Genomic DNA, 17,485 nt, shown 5'->3' on the forward strand with positions numbered 1-17,485 from the left:
GAGGCTGAGCCTCCGCCCCCGGGCTCGCAGCTCGGGGGTGGAGCTCCGACCTCAGGGCCAGCTGCTCGGCAGAGGCAGAGCAGCAGGGGCCGCTCGCCGGACGATCTCGGTCAGGACCCGGGACGTCTGCTTCTCGCCGACCCAGAGGTGCTTGCCCCCCTCGACGTCAACGACCTCGACACGCGGCACCGCGCCGAACCGGCGACGGGCCTCGTAGGGCCGGAGGTAGTCGTCGAACTCCGGCACGACGGCGACGATCGGCGTCGACACCTCGTTCCAGGCCTCCAGCTCGGCGTCGCTCGTGCGGTGCAGCGGAGGCGACAGGAGCACGAGACCGGCGACCTCGACGTCGCGACCGTGCTTGAGCGCGACCTCGGTGCCGAACGACCATCCGACCAGCCACGGCGTCGGCAGCCCCTCGTCGCGCACGAACGCGACGGCCGCCGCGAGGTCGGCGGCCTCGGCCACCCCGTCGCCGAATGCCCCGTCCGACCGGCCCCGCGGCGATGAGACCCCCCGGAAGTTGAACCGCAGCACCGCGAGATCGGCGAGAGCGGGGAGGCGCGCAGCGGCCTTCCGGATGACGTGGGAATCCATGAACCCCCCGGCCGTGGGGAGCGGGTGCAACGTCACGAGGGTGCCGACGGCGGGACGATCGAGAGGGACGGAGAGCTCGCCCACGAGGGTGAGGCCGTCGCCGGTGCGGAGCTCGACGTCGCGGCGCCGGGCGGGGAGTTCGACTCCTCCGCGGATCTCGACGGGGCGGTCGGGAGCGTCGGTCACGAGATCCTCCAGCAGTGGGTGTGCCAATGACGGCGGGACGCGAGATCGTCCGCCTCTCCGAACAGGCCGTCGGCCCGCCACACCACGACGTGGGCGGTACCGGGCGCCACGATCAGCGAGCAGCCCGGACAGACGTATTCCTTGACCGACGACGACGCGCCGATCGCCTGAACGGTGTAGCTGCGGCCGTGTCGGGTCTCGGTGGTCGCACCGCCGCGGATCGCTCTCTCGATTCCACCGGACTCGTCGTCCTTCGGTCGGTCGCGGGGTCGGCGCGGTCGATTGCTGCGGGGCATGGGATCCACCGTATCGCGGTCGAGACGGACGACGACGCGGAACGACCGTCTCGACGGGTGAGCCTCGTCGGTCCGACCGGCCCGGGCTCGTGACGTGGGGCCTAGTACCAGTTGACGGCCTGCGAGTGCGACCAGGCGCCGCAGGGCGAGCCGTAGACGCCCGAGATGTAGTTCAGCCCCCAGGTGATCTGGGTGGCGGGGTTGGTCTGCCAGTCGGCGCCGGCCGTGGCCATCTTGCTGCCCGGCAACGACTGCGGGATGCCGTAGGCGCCGCTCGAGCCGTTGGAGGCGTACACGTTCCAGCCGGACTCCTTGTTCCAGAGCGAGACGAGGCAGTCGTACTCGCCCGTGCCCCAGCCCCGAGCCGAGACCATGCCGGCGGCGATGGCCTTGGCACTGCCGGGATCGGGGACCCCGGCCGCAGGAGCGGCGGACACCGCGGGTGCGGCCGCCGAGCTCGACGACTCGTCGACGCTGGCCGTCTCGGCCGTGACGTCGGCGACGACGGGCTCGGGTTCCGGCTCGGGCGGCGGCGGCAGGGTCACGCCGTAGCCGTCGCGGTCGACGGTGACGGCGGACGCACCGGCCACGGAGTAGGACTGCCCGGGCGCCACGAGCACCGAGGCGCCGCCGACGACACGCGTGGTCGCCTCGGCACCCGAGAGGGGATTGACCAGAGAGGCCGACACGAAGGCGAACGAGGCGCAGAACCCGAGGAACGGGACGACGTAGCGACCTCTGCGCGCGCGCCCGGGGCCCGCGGGAGCCGGGGTGGGAGACACCAGGGTCGACGCCGCCACGACTCGGCGGGGAGCCGAGGGTCGTGAGACCAGCGCCGGATGCTCTCGTCGAGTGATTCCGGTCGTCGAAGTTGCCGCGTGCCTACCCATGAGTTCATTCATGGTAACGGAAATGTCACGACCTGACCAGGTCCGCACCCCCGTGTGTCGGCCCGGCAGCTCGTTCCGGCAGCCGGTGGCCCGCGTCCGGCGGCCCCGGCGGCCCCGGCTGCGCCGGGGTCAGCGGACGGCGAGCATGACGTCGACGACGGCGTCGAGCACGACGTCCACCTGGGCCTCGCGGTATCCGCCCCGCTTGGGACGGAAGACCGACGCACGGACGTCGTCGATGCTGAGGGCCCGTCCATCGCCGAAGTAGCCCTGGAGTCGACGGGCGAGGCGATCGACGTCGGCCGGGTGGTAGCCGACCGTGAGGAATCCGACCCGGTCGAAGCGGTGGCCCACCGGACGGTCGAGTCTCGCGACGATCTCCTCGGCGGTCGTCCGGGCGTCCGCGAGCCACGTCGCGTCGGCCGATCCGGAGGCGGACTGCTCCTTCTCCCGGCTGGCGAAGGCGTCCTCGAGTCGTTCGAGAGCGGCGTCGACGTGAGCCGTCGAGTACCCGCCCTTCGCCATCGTGAACGCCGTGCGCCGGATCCGCGTCGAATCGACGTCGGACGCGGTCCGCCCGCCGGAGGCGCCGCCGGAGTACGCGGCCCGCGCGGTGGCGAGGAACGACTCGACCTCGTCGACGTCGTAGCCGAGCTGACCCTGCGGAGCAATCGGGAATGTCGTCTTCACGATGTCCATCATGCCGCACGGGGACCTCGCGTCCGCCTGGACGCCCCGCCGCCCCTCGACCGGCGACGCCCCTAGGTGACGATGAGGAACAGCGCGTAGGCGGCCGCGGCCGAGGGCAGCGTGCTGTCGAGCCGATCGAGGAATCCGCCGTGACCCGGCAACCAGGTGGAGATGTCCTTGATGCCGAGATCGCGTTTGATGAGCGACTCGGAGAGATCGCCGATCGTCGCGGTGACGATGATCACCCCGCCGAGGACGAAGCCGAACCACCAGGCCTCGCCGAGCATCAGCCACGAGGTCAGGATCGCCGCGATGAAGCTCGCCGCGACGGAACCGGCGAAGCCCTCCCAGGTCTTCTTGGGGCTGATCCGCGGCGCCATCGGGTGCTTGCCGAAGTTCAGGCCGGTGGCGTACGCCCCCGTGTCGACCGCGATCACGATGATGAGGGTCGCGAGCGTCCAGTTGGCCCCGTTCGGCTGAGCCGCCATGAGGGCCATGAAGCTGCCGAGGAACGCGCAGTAGATCAGGACGAAGGCCCCTGCGCCGATGTCGCGGAGGACCGAGGAGGCGCTGGTCCGGTGAGAGGGGCGCGCCAGCTCGACGAGTCTCCACACCGACACCACCACGACGCCGCCCAGCAGAGCGAGCCACTGCCCCTGCGCCCCGTAGAGGAACGCCGCCGGGACGATGGCCACTCCGGCCAGGACGCTCGGCAGCCGCGGGACGTCGCGGCCGGCGAACCGCAGGGCGCTGGCCAGCTCGAAGCAGAGCGATCCGATCAGCGCCGCAGCGACGATCATGAAGAACGCCGGCTCGAAGATCAGACTCACCAGCACGGCGGCGCCGAGTCCGACGCCGACGGCGATGGCCGCCGGCAGGTTCCGGCCCGTCCGGGCGGTGAGCTTCTCGTTGCGCGCACCCAGCGCGGCCTTGCGGTTCCGCAGCTGGTTCTCGAGGTCGTGGCGGGCGGCCTGCGCCCGCGCGTCGAAGTCGGCGCGACGGCTGCCGAGGGTTGTCTTGGGGGTCGGCGCCGATTCGTCGGGACGGGGGCCGTCGGGAGCGTCGCTCATCTAGACCTCGAGCAGCTCGGCTTCCTTCTTCTTCAAGGCGTCGTCGATCGAGTCGATGAAGCTCTTGGTGAGGCTCTCGAGGTCCTTCTCGGCACGAGCCACCTCGTCGTCGCCGACCTCGGACTTGAGAGCGTCGAGGTCGTCCTTGGACTTGCGACGGATGTTGCGGATCTGGACCTTGGCGTCCTCGCCCTTGCTCCGGACGATCTTCACGAACTCCTTGCGGCGCTCCTGCGTCAGCTCGGGGATCGTCACGCGCACCAGGGTGCCGTCGTTGGTCGGGCTGGCGCCGAGGTTCGGGAACGTCGCGATGGCCTTCTCGATCTCCTTGAGAGCCGTCTTGTCGTACGGGGTGACGATCATCGTGCGAGCCTCGGGCACCTGCAGCGACGCCAGCTGCGCGAGCGGGGTCGGCGTGCCGTAGTAGTCGACGGGGATCTTCTGGAAGAGCGCCGGATTGATGCGCCCCGTCCGGACCTGACCGAAGTCGGTCTTGGCGGACTCCAGGGCCCGCTCCATCTTCTCGCGCGTCTCGTTCTGTACGTCGGTGATCGCCACAATGCTCCCTTGATTCGTTGTCGAGCTTAGTCGTCAGTTGCTGACGAGGGTTCCGATGCGCTCGCCACGGATGGCGCGGGCGATGTTGCCCTCGCCCTCCATGCCGAACACGTGCATGGGCATGCCGTTGTCCATGCAGAGGCTGAACGCGGTCGAGTCGACCACCTTGAGTCCCTTGACCAGGGCCTCCTGGTAGGTCAGGACGTCGAGCTTCACCGCCGACGGGTCGTGGCGCGGGTCGGCCGAGTACACGCCGTCGACGCCGTTCTTGGCCACGAGCACCTCGTCGGCGCCGATCTCGAGGGCGCGTTGCGCCGAGACGGTGTCGGTCGAGAAGTAGGGAAGTCCGGCCCCGGCGCCGAAGATGACGACGCGTCCCTTCTCGAGGTGGCGCTCGGCGCGACGCGGGATGTAGGGCTCGGCGACCTGGGTCATCGAGATGGCGGACTGGACGCGGGTCGCCGCGCCCGCCTGCTCGAGGAAGTCCTGCAGCGCGAGGGCGTTCATGACGGTTCCGAGCATGCCCATGTAGTCGGCCCGACCCCGGTCCATGCCGCGCTGGCTCAGCTCGGCGCCTCGGAAGAAGTTGCCGCCGCCGACCACGACGGCGATCTCGACGTCCTTGGCCGCCGTGGCGATCTCGCGGGCGATGGCTCCGACGACGTCGGGGTTCACACCCAGCTGGCCGCCGCCGAAGGCCTCGCCGGAGAGCTTGAGGAGCACCCGTCGGCGTCCGGTGGTCTCTGATGTCATCTGGATTCTCCCTCGTTCGTGGCCGTAGCCAGGTTAGCGAGTCGGCGCGCGGCGCCGCTCCTCACCGGTGTCGTCGACCGCACCGCATCGTGATGGGTGCGGGCGCGAAAATGGGGCCTGAGACGTCACGCTGTCTCAGACCCCATCTCGATGCTGGCTAGGCGCCGACCTTGACCCGGGCGAAGCCCGAGATCTCGATGCCGGCCTGCTCGACGACCTTGGCGACGGACAGCTTGTTGTCCTTCGCGTAGGCCTGGTCGAGAAGCGCGATCTCCTTGAAGAAGCCGGTCAGACGACCTTCGATGATCTTCGGGAGCGCGGCCTCGGGCTTGCCCTCGTTCTTCGCGGTCTCCTCGACGATGGCACGCTCTTTCGCGACCTGGTCGGCGGGGACCTCGTCGCGCGAGAGGTACGTCGGAGCGGCGAAGGCGATGTGCTGCGCGATGGACCGCGCGGTCTCCTCGTCGGAACCGGTGTAGCCCACGACGACGCCGACCTGCGGGGGCAGGTCCTTCGAGGTCTTGTGCAGGTAGATCGCGAAGGCCTCGCCGTCGACGCGGCTGACCGAGCGCAGCTCGACCTTCTCGCCCATGAGGGCGGCCTCGTCGTTGACGAACGCCTCGACGGTCTGACCGCCGATGGCGGCGGCGTTGCCCTCGGCGGCGTCCTTCGCGCCGGCCGCGGCGACGGCCTCGAGGACCGAGTCGGCCAGAGCGATGAACTTGTCGTTCTTCGCGACGAAGTCGGTCTCGCTGGCGAGCTCGATGATGGTCGCGTAGCCCGACGACGCCTTGGCGGCGACGAGACCGGCGGTGGTCTGACGGCCCTCGCGCTTGGCGACGCCCTTCAGTCCCTTGACGCGGAGGATCTCGACGGCCTTCTCGATGTCGCCGTCGGCTTCGACGAGGGCGTTCTTGCTGTCCATCATGCCCGCACCGAGGCGGTCACGGAGGGTCTTCACGTCAGCGGCGGTGAAGTTTGCCATGTCTGACTTCCTTTCGTGGAGTCGGAGTGGAAGGAGGGGATTACTTCGAGTCGGCGGCGGCGTCGGCGTCGGCCGGCTCCGCAGCGGTCTCGTCGGTCGCCTCGGCGACGGGCTCGGCGACCGGCTCACCCAGGGGCTTCTCGGCGACCTGAGCGTCGGCGTCGTTCTCCTCGGTGGGGAGCGACTCGGCGGCGGGTGCCTCGGCGGCGGCGTCCGCGGCCTTGGCCTCGCCCTGCGCGAGCAGCTCGGCCTCCCACTCGGCGAGGGGCTCGACGGGCTGGTCGGCGTCCTCGGGCTTCTGGTGACGCTGCACCAGACCCTCGGCGGCGGCGTCGGCGACGATGCGCGTCAGCAGGCCGACGGAGCGGATGGCGTCGTCGTTGCCGGGGATCGGGAAGTTGATCTCGTCGGGGTCGCAGTTCGTGTCGAGGATGCCGATGACCGGGATGCCCAGCTTCTTGGCCTCGTCGATGGCGAGGTGCTCTTTCTTGGTGTCGACGATCCAGAGCGCCGACGGCGTCTTCGTCAGGTTGCGGATACCACCGAGCGTCTTGTGCAGCTTGTCGAGCTCGCGCTTCTTGATCAGGAGCTCTTTCTTCGTGAAGCCCTGAGTGGTGTCGTCGAAGTCGATGTCTTCGAGCTCCTTCATGCGGGCGAGGCGCTTCGAGACCGTCTGGAAGTTGGTCAGGAGGCCGCCGAGCCAACGCTGGTTGACGAAGGGCTGGCCGACGCGGTTGGCCTGCTCGGCGATGGAGCCCTGAGCCTGCTTCTTGGTGCCGACGAAGAGGATGGTGCCGCCGTGGGCGACCGTCTCCTTGACGAAGTCGTAGGCCTTGTCGATGTAGCCCAGCGACTGCTGGAGGTCGATGATGTGGATGCCGGAGCGCTCGGCGAGGATGAATCGCTTCACCTTCGGGTTCCAGCGACGGGTCTGGTGTCCGAAGTGGACGCCGCTGTCGAGCAGCTGGCGGATGGTGACGACGGCCATGGTCGTTCTCCTGTTTCTGGGCGCACGCGTCGGTGCGCCGGATTGTCGGTTTTCTGGACGACCGGTCGGTCGCCGCTGCCTGGTACCCGGGCGCACGTCCGCCGAGCGCACCGTGAGATGCGATCGGACCGAGTGGATGTGGAGGCCGTGAGCGACCGGAGCCGGACGGACCGGCTCGCGATCGGTGAGTCCGGGGACTCACGGGGCACGCGAAGTCAGCCTGCTGAGCAGGCTGCATCGATCATGTTAGCACCCCGGGAGGCGGTGGTCGCCGCCCCGGAGGACGGCGACCACCGCGGATCTCACCGACCGGATCGCCTGCCCAGGCCGAGCAGACGCCGCTTGGTGGGGCGCGCCTCCTCGAGGCCGAAGTGGTCGCCGATGCTGTCGCGGAACTGACGACGCTGCGCCCGGAGGAACCGCTTGTGCTCCGAGTCGAAGGCACGGAACGTCGCCACGCAGATGCCGATCATGACGACGCTGAACGGCAGCGCCGTGATGATGGCCGCCGTCTTCAGCGCGTCGAGCCCGCCCGTGACGAGCAGGGCGATCGCGACGAGGGCCGTGACGCAGGCCCAGAAGATGCGGACCCAGGTCTTGGGCTCCGTGTCGCCGCCGGTCGAGATCATGCCGAGGACGAGGGAGCCCGAGTCGGACGACGTGATGAAGAACAGACCGATCAGCAGGATGGCGCCGAAGACCGCGATCGAACCGCCGGGCAGACCCTGCAGCATCTCGAACAGGGCTCCCTCGGTGTCGACCGACCCGTCGGCGCCCACCAGGGCGCCGTCGCCGAACACCTGCCGGTAGAGCGCCGCCCCGCCCATGACGCTGAACCAGAGGAAGGTGAGCAGAGTCGGGACGACCAGGACGCCGACGACGAACTCGCGGACGGTCCGCCCCTTCGAGATGCGGGCGATGAAGATGCCGACGAACGGCGCCCACGACATCCACCAGCCCCAGTAGAAGGTCGTCCACGAGCCCTGCCAGGCCTCGCCCTCGGCACCCGAGAAGGCGCTGACAGTGAAGGTCAGACCGACGACGTTCTGGAGGTAGGCGCCGAGCGACTGCACGAAGTCGCGCAGCAGGAAGAGGGTCGGTCCGCTGACGAGGACGAAGACGAGCAGGAGCGCGGCGAGCACGATGTTGATGTTCGAGAGCCACTTCATGCCCTTGGTGACACCGCTGACCAGGGAGAAGATCGTGACGCCCGTGATGGCGGCGATGAGGACGATCTGCACGACGATGGTCGGGTCGGCCAGCCCCGCGGCCGAGAGGCCGGCCGAGATCTGCAGCACGCCGAGGCCGAGCGACGTCGCGACCCCGAACAGGGTGCCGACGACCGACACGACGTCGATGACGTTGCCCCAGCCGCCCTTGACGCGGTCGCCGAGCAGGGGCTCCAGGGCCCAGCGGATCGACACGGGACGTCCGCGACGGTGGATCGCGTAGGCCATGCCGAGGCCGACCACGATGTAGATCGCCCACGCGTGCACGCCCCAGTGGAGGTACGTCTGGCTGAGGGCCTGCCCGGCCAGCTCGTTGTCGTTCCCGGTGACGCCGGGACGCGGGCTCGCGTAGTGGCTGAGCGGTTCGGCGACCCCGTAGAAGACGAGGCCGATCCCCATGCCGGCGGCGAAGAGCATCGAGAGCCATGACACGCGGGAGAACTCGGGTTCGTCGTCGTCCTTGCCGAGGCGGATGTCGCCGTAGCGGCTGACCCCCATCCAGAGGGCGAAGACGACGAACGCGGCGGCCAGCAGCACGTAGTACCAGCCGAAGGCCCCGACGATGCCGCTCTGGACCGAGCTGAAGAGCCCCTCGGCGACCGAGGGGAACGCCATCGCGAACGCGACGAAGGCGAGGATGACGGCCGCGGCGGGCCAGAAGACCCACGGGGCGAACGCGCGCGTGCGGGGTGGCGCGACCACCGCCTCCTCGGTGCCGGCCCCGCCGGTGTCTCCGCCGGCCGGGGCCTCGGAGGTCGTGGTGGTGGTGGTCTCGTCGGCAGGCTCGAACGGGGTCGAGTCGTCGGCGTGGCTCATCGGGAAGTCCTTTCACACGGCGAACGCCCCGGCCGGTACGCGGTCGGGGCGTTCATCGATCATGCCAGCGATCAGGCGCGGGCGTTCTTGGCGGAGACGGATCCGTCGGTGGCCGAGACGCCCATCTCCTCGAGGGAGCGCCCCTTCGTCTCGGGGATCTTCGCGAAGACGAAGAAGAACGAGACGAGGGCGAAGAACGCGAAGATGCCGTACGACAGGGTCAGGCTGAGGGCCGCGAGGCTCGGGAACGACACCGTGACGATGAAGTTCGCGATCCAGTTCGCCATGCTGCCGACGCCGAGCGCGGTGGCGCGGATGCTGTTCGGGAACATCTCGCCGAGCAGCACCCACATCAGCGGGCCCCAGGTGGCGCCGAACGAGACGACGAAGAGGTTCGCCGCGACGAGCGCGACCGGACCCCAGGCTCCAGGCAGCGACGGGTCGCCGCTCGCCGACGTGGTGGCCTGGCTGAAGGCGAGGGCCGTCACCGCGAGGCTGACGAACATGCCGACGGAGCCGGTCAGCAGCAGGGGGCGACGGCCGACCTTGTCGACGAGTCCGATCGCGATGAAGGTGACCGCGACGTTGACGATGGCCGTGATCGTCGAGATCAGGAAGCTGTCCTCCTCCTGGAAGCCGACGGCCTGCCAGAGGGTGGTCGAGTAGTAGAAGATGACGTTGATGCCGACGAACTGCTGCAGCACGGCGAGGATGATGCCGACCCAGACGATGGGCTGGAGCCCGAAGCGGTTGCCGCGGATGGAGGACTTCTTGTCGAGCTCGGCTTCGGTCTTGATGGAGTCCGTGATCTCCTTCAGGCTCGTGTCGACCGTCTCGGTCGGCACGATGCTCTCGAGCACGGCCCGCGCCTCGCCCTCTCGCCCTTCGCCCGCGAGGTACCGGGGCGATTCGGGGAGGCGCCAGGCCAGGATGCCGTAGACGACCGAGGGCACGATGCCGACGAGGAACATCCAGCGCCAGGCGGCCAGGCCGAACACCGACGGCTCGGAGGCGCCGCCTGCGGTCACGGCGAAGAGCTGGTCGGACAGCAGCGCGGCGAAGATGCCGAGGGTGATCGCGAGCTGCTGGAACGACGCGAGACGCCCGCGGATGGCCTTCGGCGAGACCTCGCTGATGTAGGCGGGGGCGATCACCGAGGCGATGCCGATGCCGAGACCGCCGATGACGCGCCAGAGGACGAGGTCCCAGACGGCGAAGGCCGCGGCGGCGCCGATCGAGCTGATCAGGAAGAGCGCGGCCCCGATCAGCATGACCTTGATCCGGCCCATCTTGTCGGCGAGACGGCCTGCGACGTACGCGCCGATGGCGCAGCCGATGAGGGCCGACGCGACGGCGAAGCCGGAGGCGAACTCCGTGAGGCCGAACTCGTCGGTGATGGACGACACCGCGCCGTTGATGACGGACGAGTCGAAGCCGAAGAGGAAGCCTCCGACGGCCGCCGCGATCGCGAGACCCGTCACCCGCCTGTTCAGCTTCTTGGCCTCTGGTGATGCTTGCGCCGAGTTCGACACGGTTCTCCTTCTTGCTCCGAGGAGAGGGGCCTGGCCTCGTCTCCCCCACAACGTCGTGCACCCGATGGTCGTGCACCCGTGAACGATACGCCTCGGCGAACCGGGGTGCACACTCGGCAGAATCGCGGCATGACACCCGCACGAGATCCGTCCTCGCGGCAGGCCGCGGCGACGGCGCGCCGGACCGTCGAGGCGGTCGTGGTCGCCGTCGTGCTCGCCGTCGTGCTCGTGGCGGGCGGGGTCGTCGCGGCCGGGGCCTCGCCGGACGAGGCGGCCCCGGAATCGGCCCCGGTCGGAGGTCGAACCCCGGCCCCGTCGTCCGCGGCGGCGACCCGGGCCCTCGCGCCGCGCACGCCCTGGTCGTGGCCCGTGGCCGAGCCGCACCCGGTCGTCCGTCCCTTCGTCGCCCCCGAGCAGCCGTGGTCCCCCGGCCACCGGGGCATCGACGTCGGGGCCGCCCCCGGCTCGATCGTCACCGCGCCCGACGACGGCGTCGTCCGGTTCGCGGGCACGGTCGTCGACCGCCCCGTGCTGTCGATCACCCACGCCGACGGTCTGGTCAGCAGCCTGGAACCCGTGACCGCCGCCGTCTCGGCGGGCGACCCGGTCGCTCGCGGAGAGACGGTGGGCGTCGTCGTCGCCGGACACTCCCCCGACGTCGACGCCGTGCACCTCGGGGCCCGGCTCGACGGCGAGTACGTCTCGCCTCTGCTCTACCTCGGCGGCGGCCGACCGTCCGTGCTGCTGCCGACGCGCCCCCTCGGCTGACACCGACGGGGCCGGCTCAGGCGCGGGGGTGCGCCGTCCGGTAGCTCTCGCGCAACCGCTCGGTCGACACGTGCGTGTAGATCTGCGTCGTGCCGAGGCTGGCGTGGCCGAGCATCTCCTGCACGGCCCGCAGGTCGGCCCCTCCGTCGAGCAGATGCGTCGCGGCGGTGTGGCGCAGGGCGTGCGGCCCCGCGGGGCCCGTCCCGGGGAGGTCGCCGAGGAGGCGCGCGACGAGCCGATGGACCGCCCGCGTCCCGAGACGGTCGCCTCCGCCGCCCACGAAGAAGGCCGTCGTGCCGGACCCGTCGCCCGCGGCCACGAGCGTCGGGCGGGATCGGTCGAGGTATCGCCCGAGGGCCTCGGCCGCCGGCACGCCGAAGGGCACCACGCGCTGCTTCGCCCCCTTCCCGGTCACCCGCACCGTCAGCCGACCGAGGTCGACGTCGGTCACGTCCGCGCCGACGAGCTCGGAGACGCGCAGGCCCGAGCCGTAGAGGAGCTCCACGACCGCGAGGTCGCGCCGCGCCCCCGGGTCGTCGGTCTCGGCGCGGACCTCGAGGGAGTGCAGGAGCGTCTCGATCTGCGGTTCGGTCAGGACCCGGGGCAAGCGGCTCTCGGCCTTGGGAGCCCGGAGGCGGACGCCCACGTCGGTCGGTGTCCGGCCGGTCTCCTCCGACCAGCGGGTGAAGGCGCGGGCGCTGGCCGACCGACGGGCGAGGGTGGCCCGGGCCAGGCCCGATCGCGTCGCACGGTAGAGCCACTCGCGGAGCAGATCGAGGTCGAGATCGCCGAGGACGGGCTCACGACCGGTGCGGACCCGGGCGAAGTCGACGAGATCGGCGAGATCCGAGCGGTACGACCGGATGGTGTGCTCGCTGAGGCCGCGACCGTGTCGCAGGTGCTCCACGAAGGAGTCGACGTCGATCATGCCGCCAGAGTAGTCACGACGCGGAGGGACGCACGGTCTCCGACGCCGAGTGGTCGCGGATGCGTCTCGCGGGCACGCCCGCGTAGACGCCGTGCGACGAGAGCCTGCCGGTCACGACGGCGCCGGCCGCCACGACGACGTCGTCCTCGATGACGGCGCCCGGGAGGATCACCGCTCGAGCTCCCACCCAGACCCGCTCGCCGATCGTGACGGGCCGACCCGACGCACGGGAGTCCCAGGCGCCGGTCGGCGACAGCTCGTGGTGACTCGTGACGATCATGACCTCCATGCCCAGTGCGCTGTCGCTCCCGATGGAGACGGGGGCGACGGCCTCGACGAAGACGCCGCGGTTCATGTAGACGCTCGTGCCGATGGTGAGATCGCCCGGCCGGCCCACGAGGCGGAAACCGCCGCCCGGCCCCGAGCCCGCGCGCGCCCCCGCCGCACGCAGCAGCAGCCGCCGCGCGGTGCGGGGCACGAGCACCGATCCGAGGAGGCGCGAGAACACGATGTGCTCGACGGCCGACGTCGCGTCCTCACGGAGGTCGCGGGCGAACCGGCGACCGGGAGACGGTCGGCGCGGGGCGGCCGGCCCGGTGTCGGTGTCGGTGTCGGGCAGGGTCATGGCGGTCCTGTCGGGATCGGTCACGGGTCCCGCCCGGCCGCGCAGCGGCCCGGCACCCGCGTCGTGCGACGCTCGCGAGACGGTCGTCCCGCTCCGAGACGCTAGGCCCTCGTCGGCCTCCCCCGCTACGGCGCAACGACCCCGTCACCCCGCGTCCCACCTCGCTCTCACCCCCGGCCCGTCGCCGCCCGCATGCGCCGCCAGCCGTCCGCCGACCGGGCGACGAGCCCGAGCTGCTCCAGCTCGCCGAGGACCTCGCGGGCGCGACCCGTCGACAACCCGCTCGCCGCCGAGACCTCGTCCGTGCTCCGGTCGACACGCACGCTGAGCGCATCGCGAACCCGGACCAGGTTGGGGTGCTCGCGAGCGGAGGCCTCGTCGGCGTCCTCCGGGAACCGCCCCGGCAGGAGTCCCACGACGTCGTCCACCGACGTCACGCAGACACCGAGCCCCGACCGGATCACCGCATGGCAGCCCGCCGACGACGGCGAGGTGACCGGCCCGGGCACGACGCCGACCGGTCGCCCCAGCACCTGCGCGTGCGCCGCGGTGTTGAGCGCACCGGATCTCCGCCCCGCCTCGACGACGACCGTCGCGGCCGTCAGCGCCGCGATGACGCGGTTGCGCTGCCAGAAAGTCAAGTTATATGCACGCTAGGCAGGCGGCGTCTCCCCCTTCGCGACCTGCTCGCGGAGGGCTGCGTTCTCCTGGTGGAGAGACTGATTGTCTTCACGGAGTGCGGAGAGCGTCCCGTTTGTCTGCGACTTGATTGTGTCGATCTTTTCGCCCTGCTTGCCCAGCGCGTAGAACGTTCCTACGGCGGTGACCGCGAGTCCAAGGATCGTAACTATAAGAGAGGTAAAGGTTGCAGTCGCGTCGGGGCGGTGGATCGCTAGGACCACTGACCCGATAAGTCCTACAGCGGCCAGGCCGATGAAGGCAATGAAGGCGGCGGTCTTGTTCATGGTGCTTACTTTCTGTTCTTGATGGTGTCGAGGTCGTCAGGCTGGGTTGCCCAGTCGATGCGCGCGAATTCGAGTGCGGTGACGGTGACCTCGGTGATACGGACCGTTGGGGCACGCTTGAGCACACCAAGGGTCATATTCATTTCGCTGGTGTCCTTGAACTTTTGGTTGAATCCCGACCCAAAGATGCCCCGTTCCTGGGGTGCTTTGAGTAACAGAATGTCGATCATGTCTTCCTCCTCGGGAAGGGTTGGTGCGGGTAGGGGTTGGGCCGTGGCGGGGTCACAGACGCCGTGCCATAGCTCGTTTTTGATGGGAAAACTGAAGCCGTAGATCGGCCCGAGACGGTGAAGGGCAAGTTGCACGGGTGTGCCTGCGTAGCCCGCGCCGGAGCCGAAGTCGATGGCGTTCCCCCACTGGTGGTCGGAGGGTCGGTCGGGTGAGTACGCGGGGTTGAAGCCGGGCTTGCCCTGATTCACGAATAGGTAGTTCTGTCGCGCCCACGTGCGGGTGCCCTCGGTGTAGGTGAGGGTCGTGATGCCCGCCGCGACTACGGCAGGGTCGGCCAGCACGGCGGCGGTGAGCGCAGCGAGGTACGGCGCGACCGTTGCGTTGATCGTCTGCCCGTTACCGATTGAGACCTGCGGGCCTGCATAGTCGGTAGCCATTAGCCGACCGCGACCCACGTGAATTGCACAGTGTTGCCGGTGAAGGCCTGCCCATTGCGCCCGTCATCATGCCTGTACACGCGGAAGGCGAAGTTCGTGCGCGAGATCGACCCGTTGACGACGACGGCGGTCAAGTGTTCCGGGATCGTTGATCCGGTCACGACGCTGACGGTCACCCCTTTCGGTATGACCCCGAGCCCGTGCGCGACCGAGATCGTCCCCGAGCCGTCCGTCTGCGCAGACGAGAGTCCGGCGTTGACAATGTTGCGGTTCTCGACACGTGTCGTCCGGGCCATGACGGCGGCGATCTCGTCACCGCGCCTGTTGTCGTTCTCGTAACCAAGTCTGATGTCTTGGTTGCTTGTGTACGTTGCGAGCCCTGCGGCTGCTGCTGCGTCTCCGATTGCCATTTTGTGTTCCTTAACTAGTTGTGTAGGTGGCCCACGTTGTGCCCGTGGGAAGGGAGGTCCAGGTCTTCTGGGCGGGCTGCTGATTCCAGGCATTGACCGGCGTGTTTACGAGCCCCTTCGTCGTGACCGTCATTTCTGCGGTGCTTAGGTCCCATGTGACGGCGGTGACGTAACCGGTCCGGGTCACGTCCGGCGCGCTCGTAATCGAGACCTCGCGGCCCGGCATTAGGTCGAAATCTTCGGCAGCGGTTACCTCTTGCATCACGCGCTTCGCACGGAGGCGGACTAGGAGGTATGCGGCTGCGGTCTTGCCCGGGTAGCCGGTGCTGGTCCGCTCGATGGGGTAGACAGACTGCGGATTGGTCGGCCCCGCGTAGTCGGTCCGCTTGCGGTCGATGCCGTTGCGGTCCCGCCACGTATACGTGATCAGCACGCCGTCCGCGAAGAGAGGCGTGCCGTCTGGCTGTGTGGCGGTGCGGCTCCGTAGCTCATTGGCCGAATACAGGTTCGCCCCGTAATCAAAGTGCACAACGTCGGAGCGGTCTCTGTAATCGTTATTCGTGAGGATGAACGTGCCGTCGAGATCACAGAAGAGACGCTGATTGGCCGCGTCGAGGATGCCCTTAAGGAAGTCGTACGCTGACTGTCCAGGGCTCCACGTCAACGACTCAGGCGGACGCTCCGTGACCGGTACGCGGGTGGACGTTGACGCGTTGGCGTCCCCGTCCCACTTGTAGGCGTACGCGCTCGTATTAGTAGTGTTCCCGTCGAAGTACGGGATGAGTGAGACGTTGTTGGTGTCAAGCCCATTGCCCGCAACGAGGAGAATTGCGTCCCAATACACAACGTCATTCGCCCGGCCAGAGCCGTTATATAGACGTACCTCGACGTTGCTCGCGGTAGCCGGAACGGTGAACGTCGTGCGTACACGTCCGTTGGTGAATCGTGCGGACGGCCCCGCGTCGGACTGTGCGATGACGCGGCCTGTGCCGTTGACGGTGGCAACAATGACGATGCGGCGGGCGCGACTGTTGATCATGCCGCCCGGGGTCTCCCCCATGCGGAACGTGGCCGAGATGCTGTACTGCTGGCCCGCCGACATGCCCGGCTGCGTGGCCGTGTACGTGTCATTAGTTGATCCTGTCGGATTGATTCGACCTGAGAAGGTGCCCGTCGCCGCCCACGAATCGGAGCGCTCAATTGCGGCGTTCCCTGCCGTCCACCCTGCGGCGTTCGCGATTTCAAAACTGGGGTTTTCGATCAGGTTCGTCATCTCGGAGTACGTGATAAACGGTGTGTCAAGGGCGTCATACGATGCCGTGAAGCTCGGTCCCAGGACACGGTTCAGCACGTTGTAGACGATGCTTCGCAGGCTCGACTGCTGGCCCCATGCCGCCAAGTCTTCGGTTGTCGAGGGGAGCTTGTAATCCTGCAAATACTGCTCCGCGGACATAAGGCTGAGAGAGACGGTTCCCTCTGCATCGTTGACTTCAGTTCCGACCAGGGCCAAGCGGAAGAGAGACGTGCCGTTCCACACCGCAAGGGCGCTGTCATCCGCGGCAAGCTCAAGCTCAACGGACACCCGAGTTGCAGGGTCGAGCAACGCCATCACGGCAGCGGATGGTTTCGCGATAACGATCTGCGCGCGACCGAACGGAGCCCAATCCTCGTCAGCCGACAGCGAGCCGGAGAGGAGCCGGAAGGTGGCGAGGGTTTGCAGGCTCGAGTTTTTCAGGCGCGCCATGCGTACGGGTCGGCGGATCATACGATCACCTCGCGGAAGGCGACGCTGACAAGCCAGAAGACGCGCCCCTCAACGTTGAGCTCACGGGTGATGGAGCCGTCCGGCACGTAGGCCATACCAATGGTGGTCAGGTGGTCGTCACGGAACTTCAGGACGCCGGTGCCCGAGTGCATTAGCTCGCACTCGTAGGCGTCAGCCTCGGTCAAGAATTTGTAGGTCAGCGTCCCGGTGCGGAGTCCGGCAGGCGAGAGGGCCGCGTCCTGACCGCCGCCGAGCACGTCGTGGAAGACGTTCTTGGACTCGCGGTTGGACTCGTAGCCGACAACCTGAATGGGATTTGAGGCTGCGGTGCGGGCGTCACTCGACCCGTCGAAGTACGTCTGATCGTTCTGCGCCTCGGTGATGAGCACGGAGTCCCAGCGGATTACGTCTGCGGCAAGCTCCGAGCCGTTGTAGAGCCTGATAAGAGGTGCGTTCGCACCGACCGTGAAAGTGACGGCAAGGCGGCGGGTATCTCCCGCAATATTCAATGCGGCGGCGCTTTGCAGAGCAGCATTTTCGACGGCGTTATATACGACTACGCGGCGCGCACGTGCGTCCAAGGCCGTGCTCGTCTGCGCTGCGGGGACCTGGATATCGGCGCTGACCGTGTACGTAGTGCCCTGTGCAAGGCCATCGAAGGTGACTGTGAGGAACGAGTCCCGGGATGCGGAGCCGTCCGGTGTAAGACCAACGGACGCGCCGCCCGAGGTGGACCACTCGGTCACGCGCGTCTGCGTCACGCGGT

Annotated in this window: 20 protein-coding genes; 1 reads left to right on the top strand and 19 read right to left on the bottom strand. The window is 68.7% G+C overall.

The window, feature by feature from the left end; all coding sequences use genetic code 11:
- Positions 1–51 precede the first annotated feature (51 nt).
- From FFA01_RS00705 to FFA01_RS00755, 11 genes are all read right to left on the bottom strand, one after another.
- On the bottom strand, positions 52–783 hold the full coding sequence (locus FFA01_RS00705) for an alpha/beta hydrolase (RefSeq protein ID WP_182501105.1): 732 nt from the start codon (positions 781–783) through the stop codon (positions 52–54).
- The gene (locus tag FFA01_RS00710; RefSeq protein ID WP_146851937.1) at positions 780–1,079 is read right to left on the bottom strand and encodes an Rv1322 family protein; all 300 of its coding nucleotides are present in this window, start codon (positions 1,077–1,079) and stop codon (positions 780–782) included. Before FFA01_RS00710 ends, FFA01_RS00705 begins: the two co-directional genes overlap by 4 nt.
- Before the next feature lie 101 nt (positions 1,080–1,180).
- Positions 1,181–1,879, bottom strand: coding sequence for an aggregation-promoting factor C-terminal-like domain-containing protein (locus tag FFA01_RS16175; protein WP_244289629.1), 699 nt, complete (start codon positions 1,877–1,879; stop codon positions 1,181–1,183).
- Positions 1,880–2,098: 219 nt separating this feature from the next.
- Positions 2,099–2,668, bottom strand: coding sequence for a DivIVA domain-containing protein (locus FFA01_RS00720; protein ID WP_146852107.1), 570 nt, complete (start codon positions 2,666–2,668; stop codon positions 2,099–2,101).
- Positions 2,669–2,730: 62 nt separating this feature from the next.
- The gene (locus FFA01_RS00725) at positions 2,731–3,729 is read right to left on the bottom strand and encodes a phosphatidate cytidylyltransferase (protein ID WP_146851938.1); all 999 of its coding nucleotides are present in this window, start codon (positions 3,727–3,729) and stop codon (positions 2,731–2,733) included.
- Positions 3,730–4,248 (bottom strand): ribosome recycling factor, encoded by a 519-nt coding sequence (gene frr, locus FFA01_RS00730; RefSeq protein ID WP_220478141.1) that lies wholly within the window; start codon positions 4,246–4,248, stop codon positions 3,730–3,732.
- Positions 4,249–4,320: 72 nt separating this feature from the next.
- Complete coding sequence (gene pyrH / locus FFA01_RS00735; RefSeq protein ID WP_146851940.1) at positions 4,321–5,040, bottom strand: UMP kinase; 720 nt, start codon at positions 5,038–5,040, stop codon at positions 4,321–4,323.
- A gap of 157 nt (positions 5,041–5,197) precedes the next feature.
- Positions 5,198–6,025, bottom strand: a complete 828-nt coding sequence (gene tsf, locus FFA01_RS00740) for a translation elongation factor Ts (protein ID WP_146851941.1) — start codon at positions 6,023–6,025, stop codon at positions 5,198–5,200.
- 40 nt (positions 6,026–6,065) lie between these two features.
- Positions 6,066–7,013, bottom strand: a complete 948-nt coding sequence (gene rpsB / locus FFA01_RS00745; RefSeq protein ID WP_146851942.1) for a 30S ribosomal protein S2 — start codon at positions 7,011–7,013, stop codon at positions 6,066–6,068.
- A gap of 302 nt (positions 7,014–7,315) precedes the next feature.
- Positions 7,316–9,058: a BCCT family transporter gene (locus FFA01_RS00750; RefSeq protein ID WP_146851943.1), complete on the bottom strand. Its 1,743-nt coding sequence runs from the start codon at positions 9,056–9,058 to the stop codon at positions 7,316–7,318.
- A gap of 71 nt (positions 9,059–9,129) precedes the next feature.
- A complete protein-coding gene (locus FFA01_RS00755; RefSeq protein ID WP_244289630.1) occupies positions 9,130–10,590 on the bottom strand; it encodes a sugar porter family MFS transporter in 1,461 nt (486 codons plus the stop codon).
- Between the two features lie 129 nt (positions 10,591–10,719).
- Here FFA01_RS00755 and FFA01_RS00760 point away from each other — a divergent pair, with 129 nt between their 5' ends.
- Positions 10,720–11,358 carry a murein hydrolase activator EnvC family protein gene (locus tag FFA01_RS00760; protein WP_146851944.1) on the top strand — a complete coding sequence of 213 codons (639 nt, stop codon included), beginning with the start codon at positions 10,720–10,722 and terminating at the stop codon, positions 11,356–11,358.
- A gap of 16 nt (positions 11,359–11,374) precedes the next feature.
- Here FFA01_RS00760 and FFA01_RS00765 read toward each other — a convergent pair whose 3' ends face one another.
- The 8 genes from FFA01_RS00765 to FFA01_RS00800 all read right to left on the bottom strand — a co-directional run bounded on the left by FFA01_RS00765 (position 11,375) and on the right by FFA01_RS00800 (position 17,480).
- Positions 11,375–12,286: a tyrosine recombinase XerC gene (locus tag FFA01_RS00765; RefSeq protein ID WP_146851945.1), complete on the bottom strand. Its 912-nt coding sequence runs from the start codon at positions 12,284–12,286 to the stop codon at positions 11,375–11,377.
- A gap of 13 nt (positions 12,287–12,299) precedes the next feature.
- A complete protein-coding gene (locus FFA01_RS00770; RefSeq protein WP_146851946.1) occupies positions 12,300–12,911 on the bottom strand; it encodes an acyltransferase in 612 nt (203 codons plus the stop codon).
- Positions 12,912–13,078: 167 nt separating this feature from the next.
- On the bottom strand, positions 13,079–13,552 hold the full coding sequence (locus FFA01_RS00775; protein WP_146851947.1) for a DNA-processing protein DprA: 474 nt from the start codon (positions 13,550–13,552) through the stop codon (positions 13,079–13,081).
- A gap of 12 nt (positions 13,553–13,564) precedes the next feature.
- Positions 13,565–13,876, bottom strand: a complete 312-nt coding sequence (locus FFA01_RS00780) for a hypothetical protein (RefSeq protein WP_146851949.1) — start codon at positions 13,874–13,876, stop codon at positions 13,565–13,567.
- Positions 13,877–13,881: 5 nt separating this feature from the next.
- Entirely contained in the window at positions 13,882–14,544 is a 663-nt protein-coding gene (locus tag FFA01_RS00785; protein WP_146851951.1) for a M15 family metallopeptidase, read from the bottom strand.
- Positions 14,544–14,954, bottom strand: coding sequence for a hypothetical protein (locus tag FFA01_RS00790; RefSeq protein ID WP_146851953.1), 411 nt, complete (start codon positions 14,952–14,954; stop codon positions 14,544–14,546). Before FFA01_RS00790 ends, FFA01_RS00785 begins: the two co-directional genes overlap by 1 nt.
- Positions 14,955–14,964: 10 nt before the next feature.
- Positions 14,965–16,719, bottom strand: a complete 1,755-nt coding sequence (locus tag FFA01_RS00795) for a hypothetical protein (RefSeq protein WP_146851955.1) — start codon at positions 16,717–16,719, stop codon at positions 14,965–14,967.
- Positions 16,716–17,480, bottom strand: coding sequence for a hypothetical protein (locus FFA01_RS00800; RefSeq protein WP_182501103.1), 765 nt, complete (start codon positions 17,478–17,480; stop codon positions 16,716–16,718). Before FFA01_RS00800 ends, FFA01_RS00795 begins: the two co-directional genes overlap by 4 nt.
- Between the last annotated feature and the right edge of the window lie 5 nt (positions 17,481–17,485).

Source organism: Frigoribacterium faeni, assembly GCF_007988805.1.
Taxonomy (GTDB): domain Bacteria; phylum Actinomycetota; class Actinomycetes; order Actinomycetales; family Microbacteriaceae; genus Frigoribacterium; species Frigoribacterium faeni.

Excerpts from the sequence above, each read along its gene's own strand:
- tsf (WP_146851941.1), bottom strand. The coding sequence starts at position 6,025 with ATGGCAAACTTCACCGCCGCTGACGTGAAGACCCTCCGTGACCGCCTC.
- FFA01_RS00780 (WP_146851949.1), bottom strand. The coding sequence starts at position 13,876 with ATGAACAAGACCGCCGCCTTCATTGCCTTCATCGGCCTGGCCGCTGTA.
- FFA01_RS00790 (WP_146851953.1), bottom strand. The coding sequence starts at position 14,954 with ATGGCAATCGGAGACGCAGCAGCAGCCGCAGGGCTCGCAACGTACACA.
- pyrH (WP_146851940.1), bottom strand. The coding sequence starts at position 5,040 with ATGACATCAGAGACCACCGGACGCCGACGGGTGCTCCTCAAGCTCTCC.
- FFA01_RS00785 (WP_146851951.1), bottom strand. The coding sequence starts at position 14,544 with ATGGCTACCGACTATGCAGGCCCGCAGGTCTCAATCGGTAACGGGCAG.
- FFA01_RS00710 (WP_146851937.1), bottom strand. The coding sequence starts at position 1,079 with ATGCCCCGCAGCAATCGACCGCGCCGACCCCGCGACCGACCGAAGGAC.
- FFA01_RS00760 (WP_146851944.1), top strand. The coding sequence starts at position 10,720 with ATGACACCCGCACGAGATCCGTCCTCGCGGCAGGCCGCGGCGACGGCG.
- FFA01_RS00720 (WP_146852107.1), bottom strand. The coding sequence starts at position 2,668 with ATGGACATCGTGAAGACGACATTCCCGATTGCTCCGCAGGGTCAGCTC.
- frr (WP_220478141.1), bottom strand. The coding sequence starts at position 4,248 with ATGGAGCGGGCCCTGGAGTCCGCCAAGACCGACTTCGGTCAGGTCCGG.
- FFA01_RS00750 (WP_146851943.1), bottom strand. The coding sequence starts at position 9,058 with ATGAGCCACGCCGACGACTCGACCCCGTTCGAGCCTGCCGACGAGACC.
- FFA01_RS00765 (WP_146851945.1), bottom strand. The coding sequence starts at position 12,286 with ATGATCGACGTCGACTCCTTCGTGGAGCACCTGCGACACGGTCGCGGC.
- FFA01_RS00770 (WP_146851946.1), bottom strand. The coding sequence starts at position 12,911 with ATGACCCTGCCCGACACCGACACCGACACCGGGCCGGCCGCCCCGCGC.
- FFA01_RS00725 (WP_146851938.1), bottom strand. The coding sequence starts at position 3,729 with ATGAGCGACGCTCCCGACGGCCCCCGTCCCGACGAATCGGCGCCGACC.
- FFA01_RS00795 (WP_146851955.1), bottom strand. The coding sequence starts at position 16,719 with ATGATCCGCCGACCCGTACGCATGGCGCGCCTGAAAAACTCGAGCCTG.
- rpsB (WP_146851942.1), bottom strand. The coding sequence starts at position 7,013 with ATGGCCGTCGTCACCATCCGCCAGCTGCTCGACAGCGGCGTCCACTTC.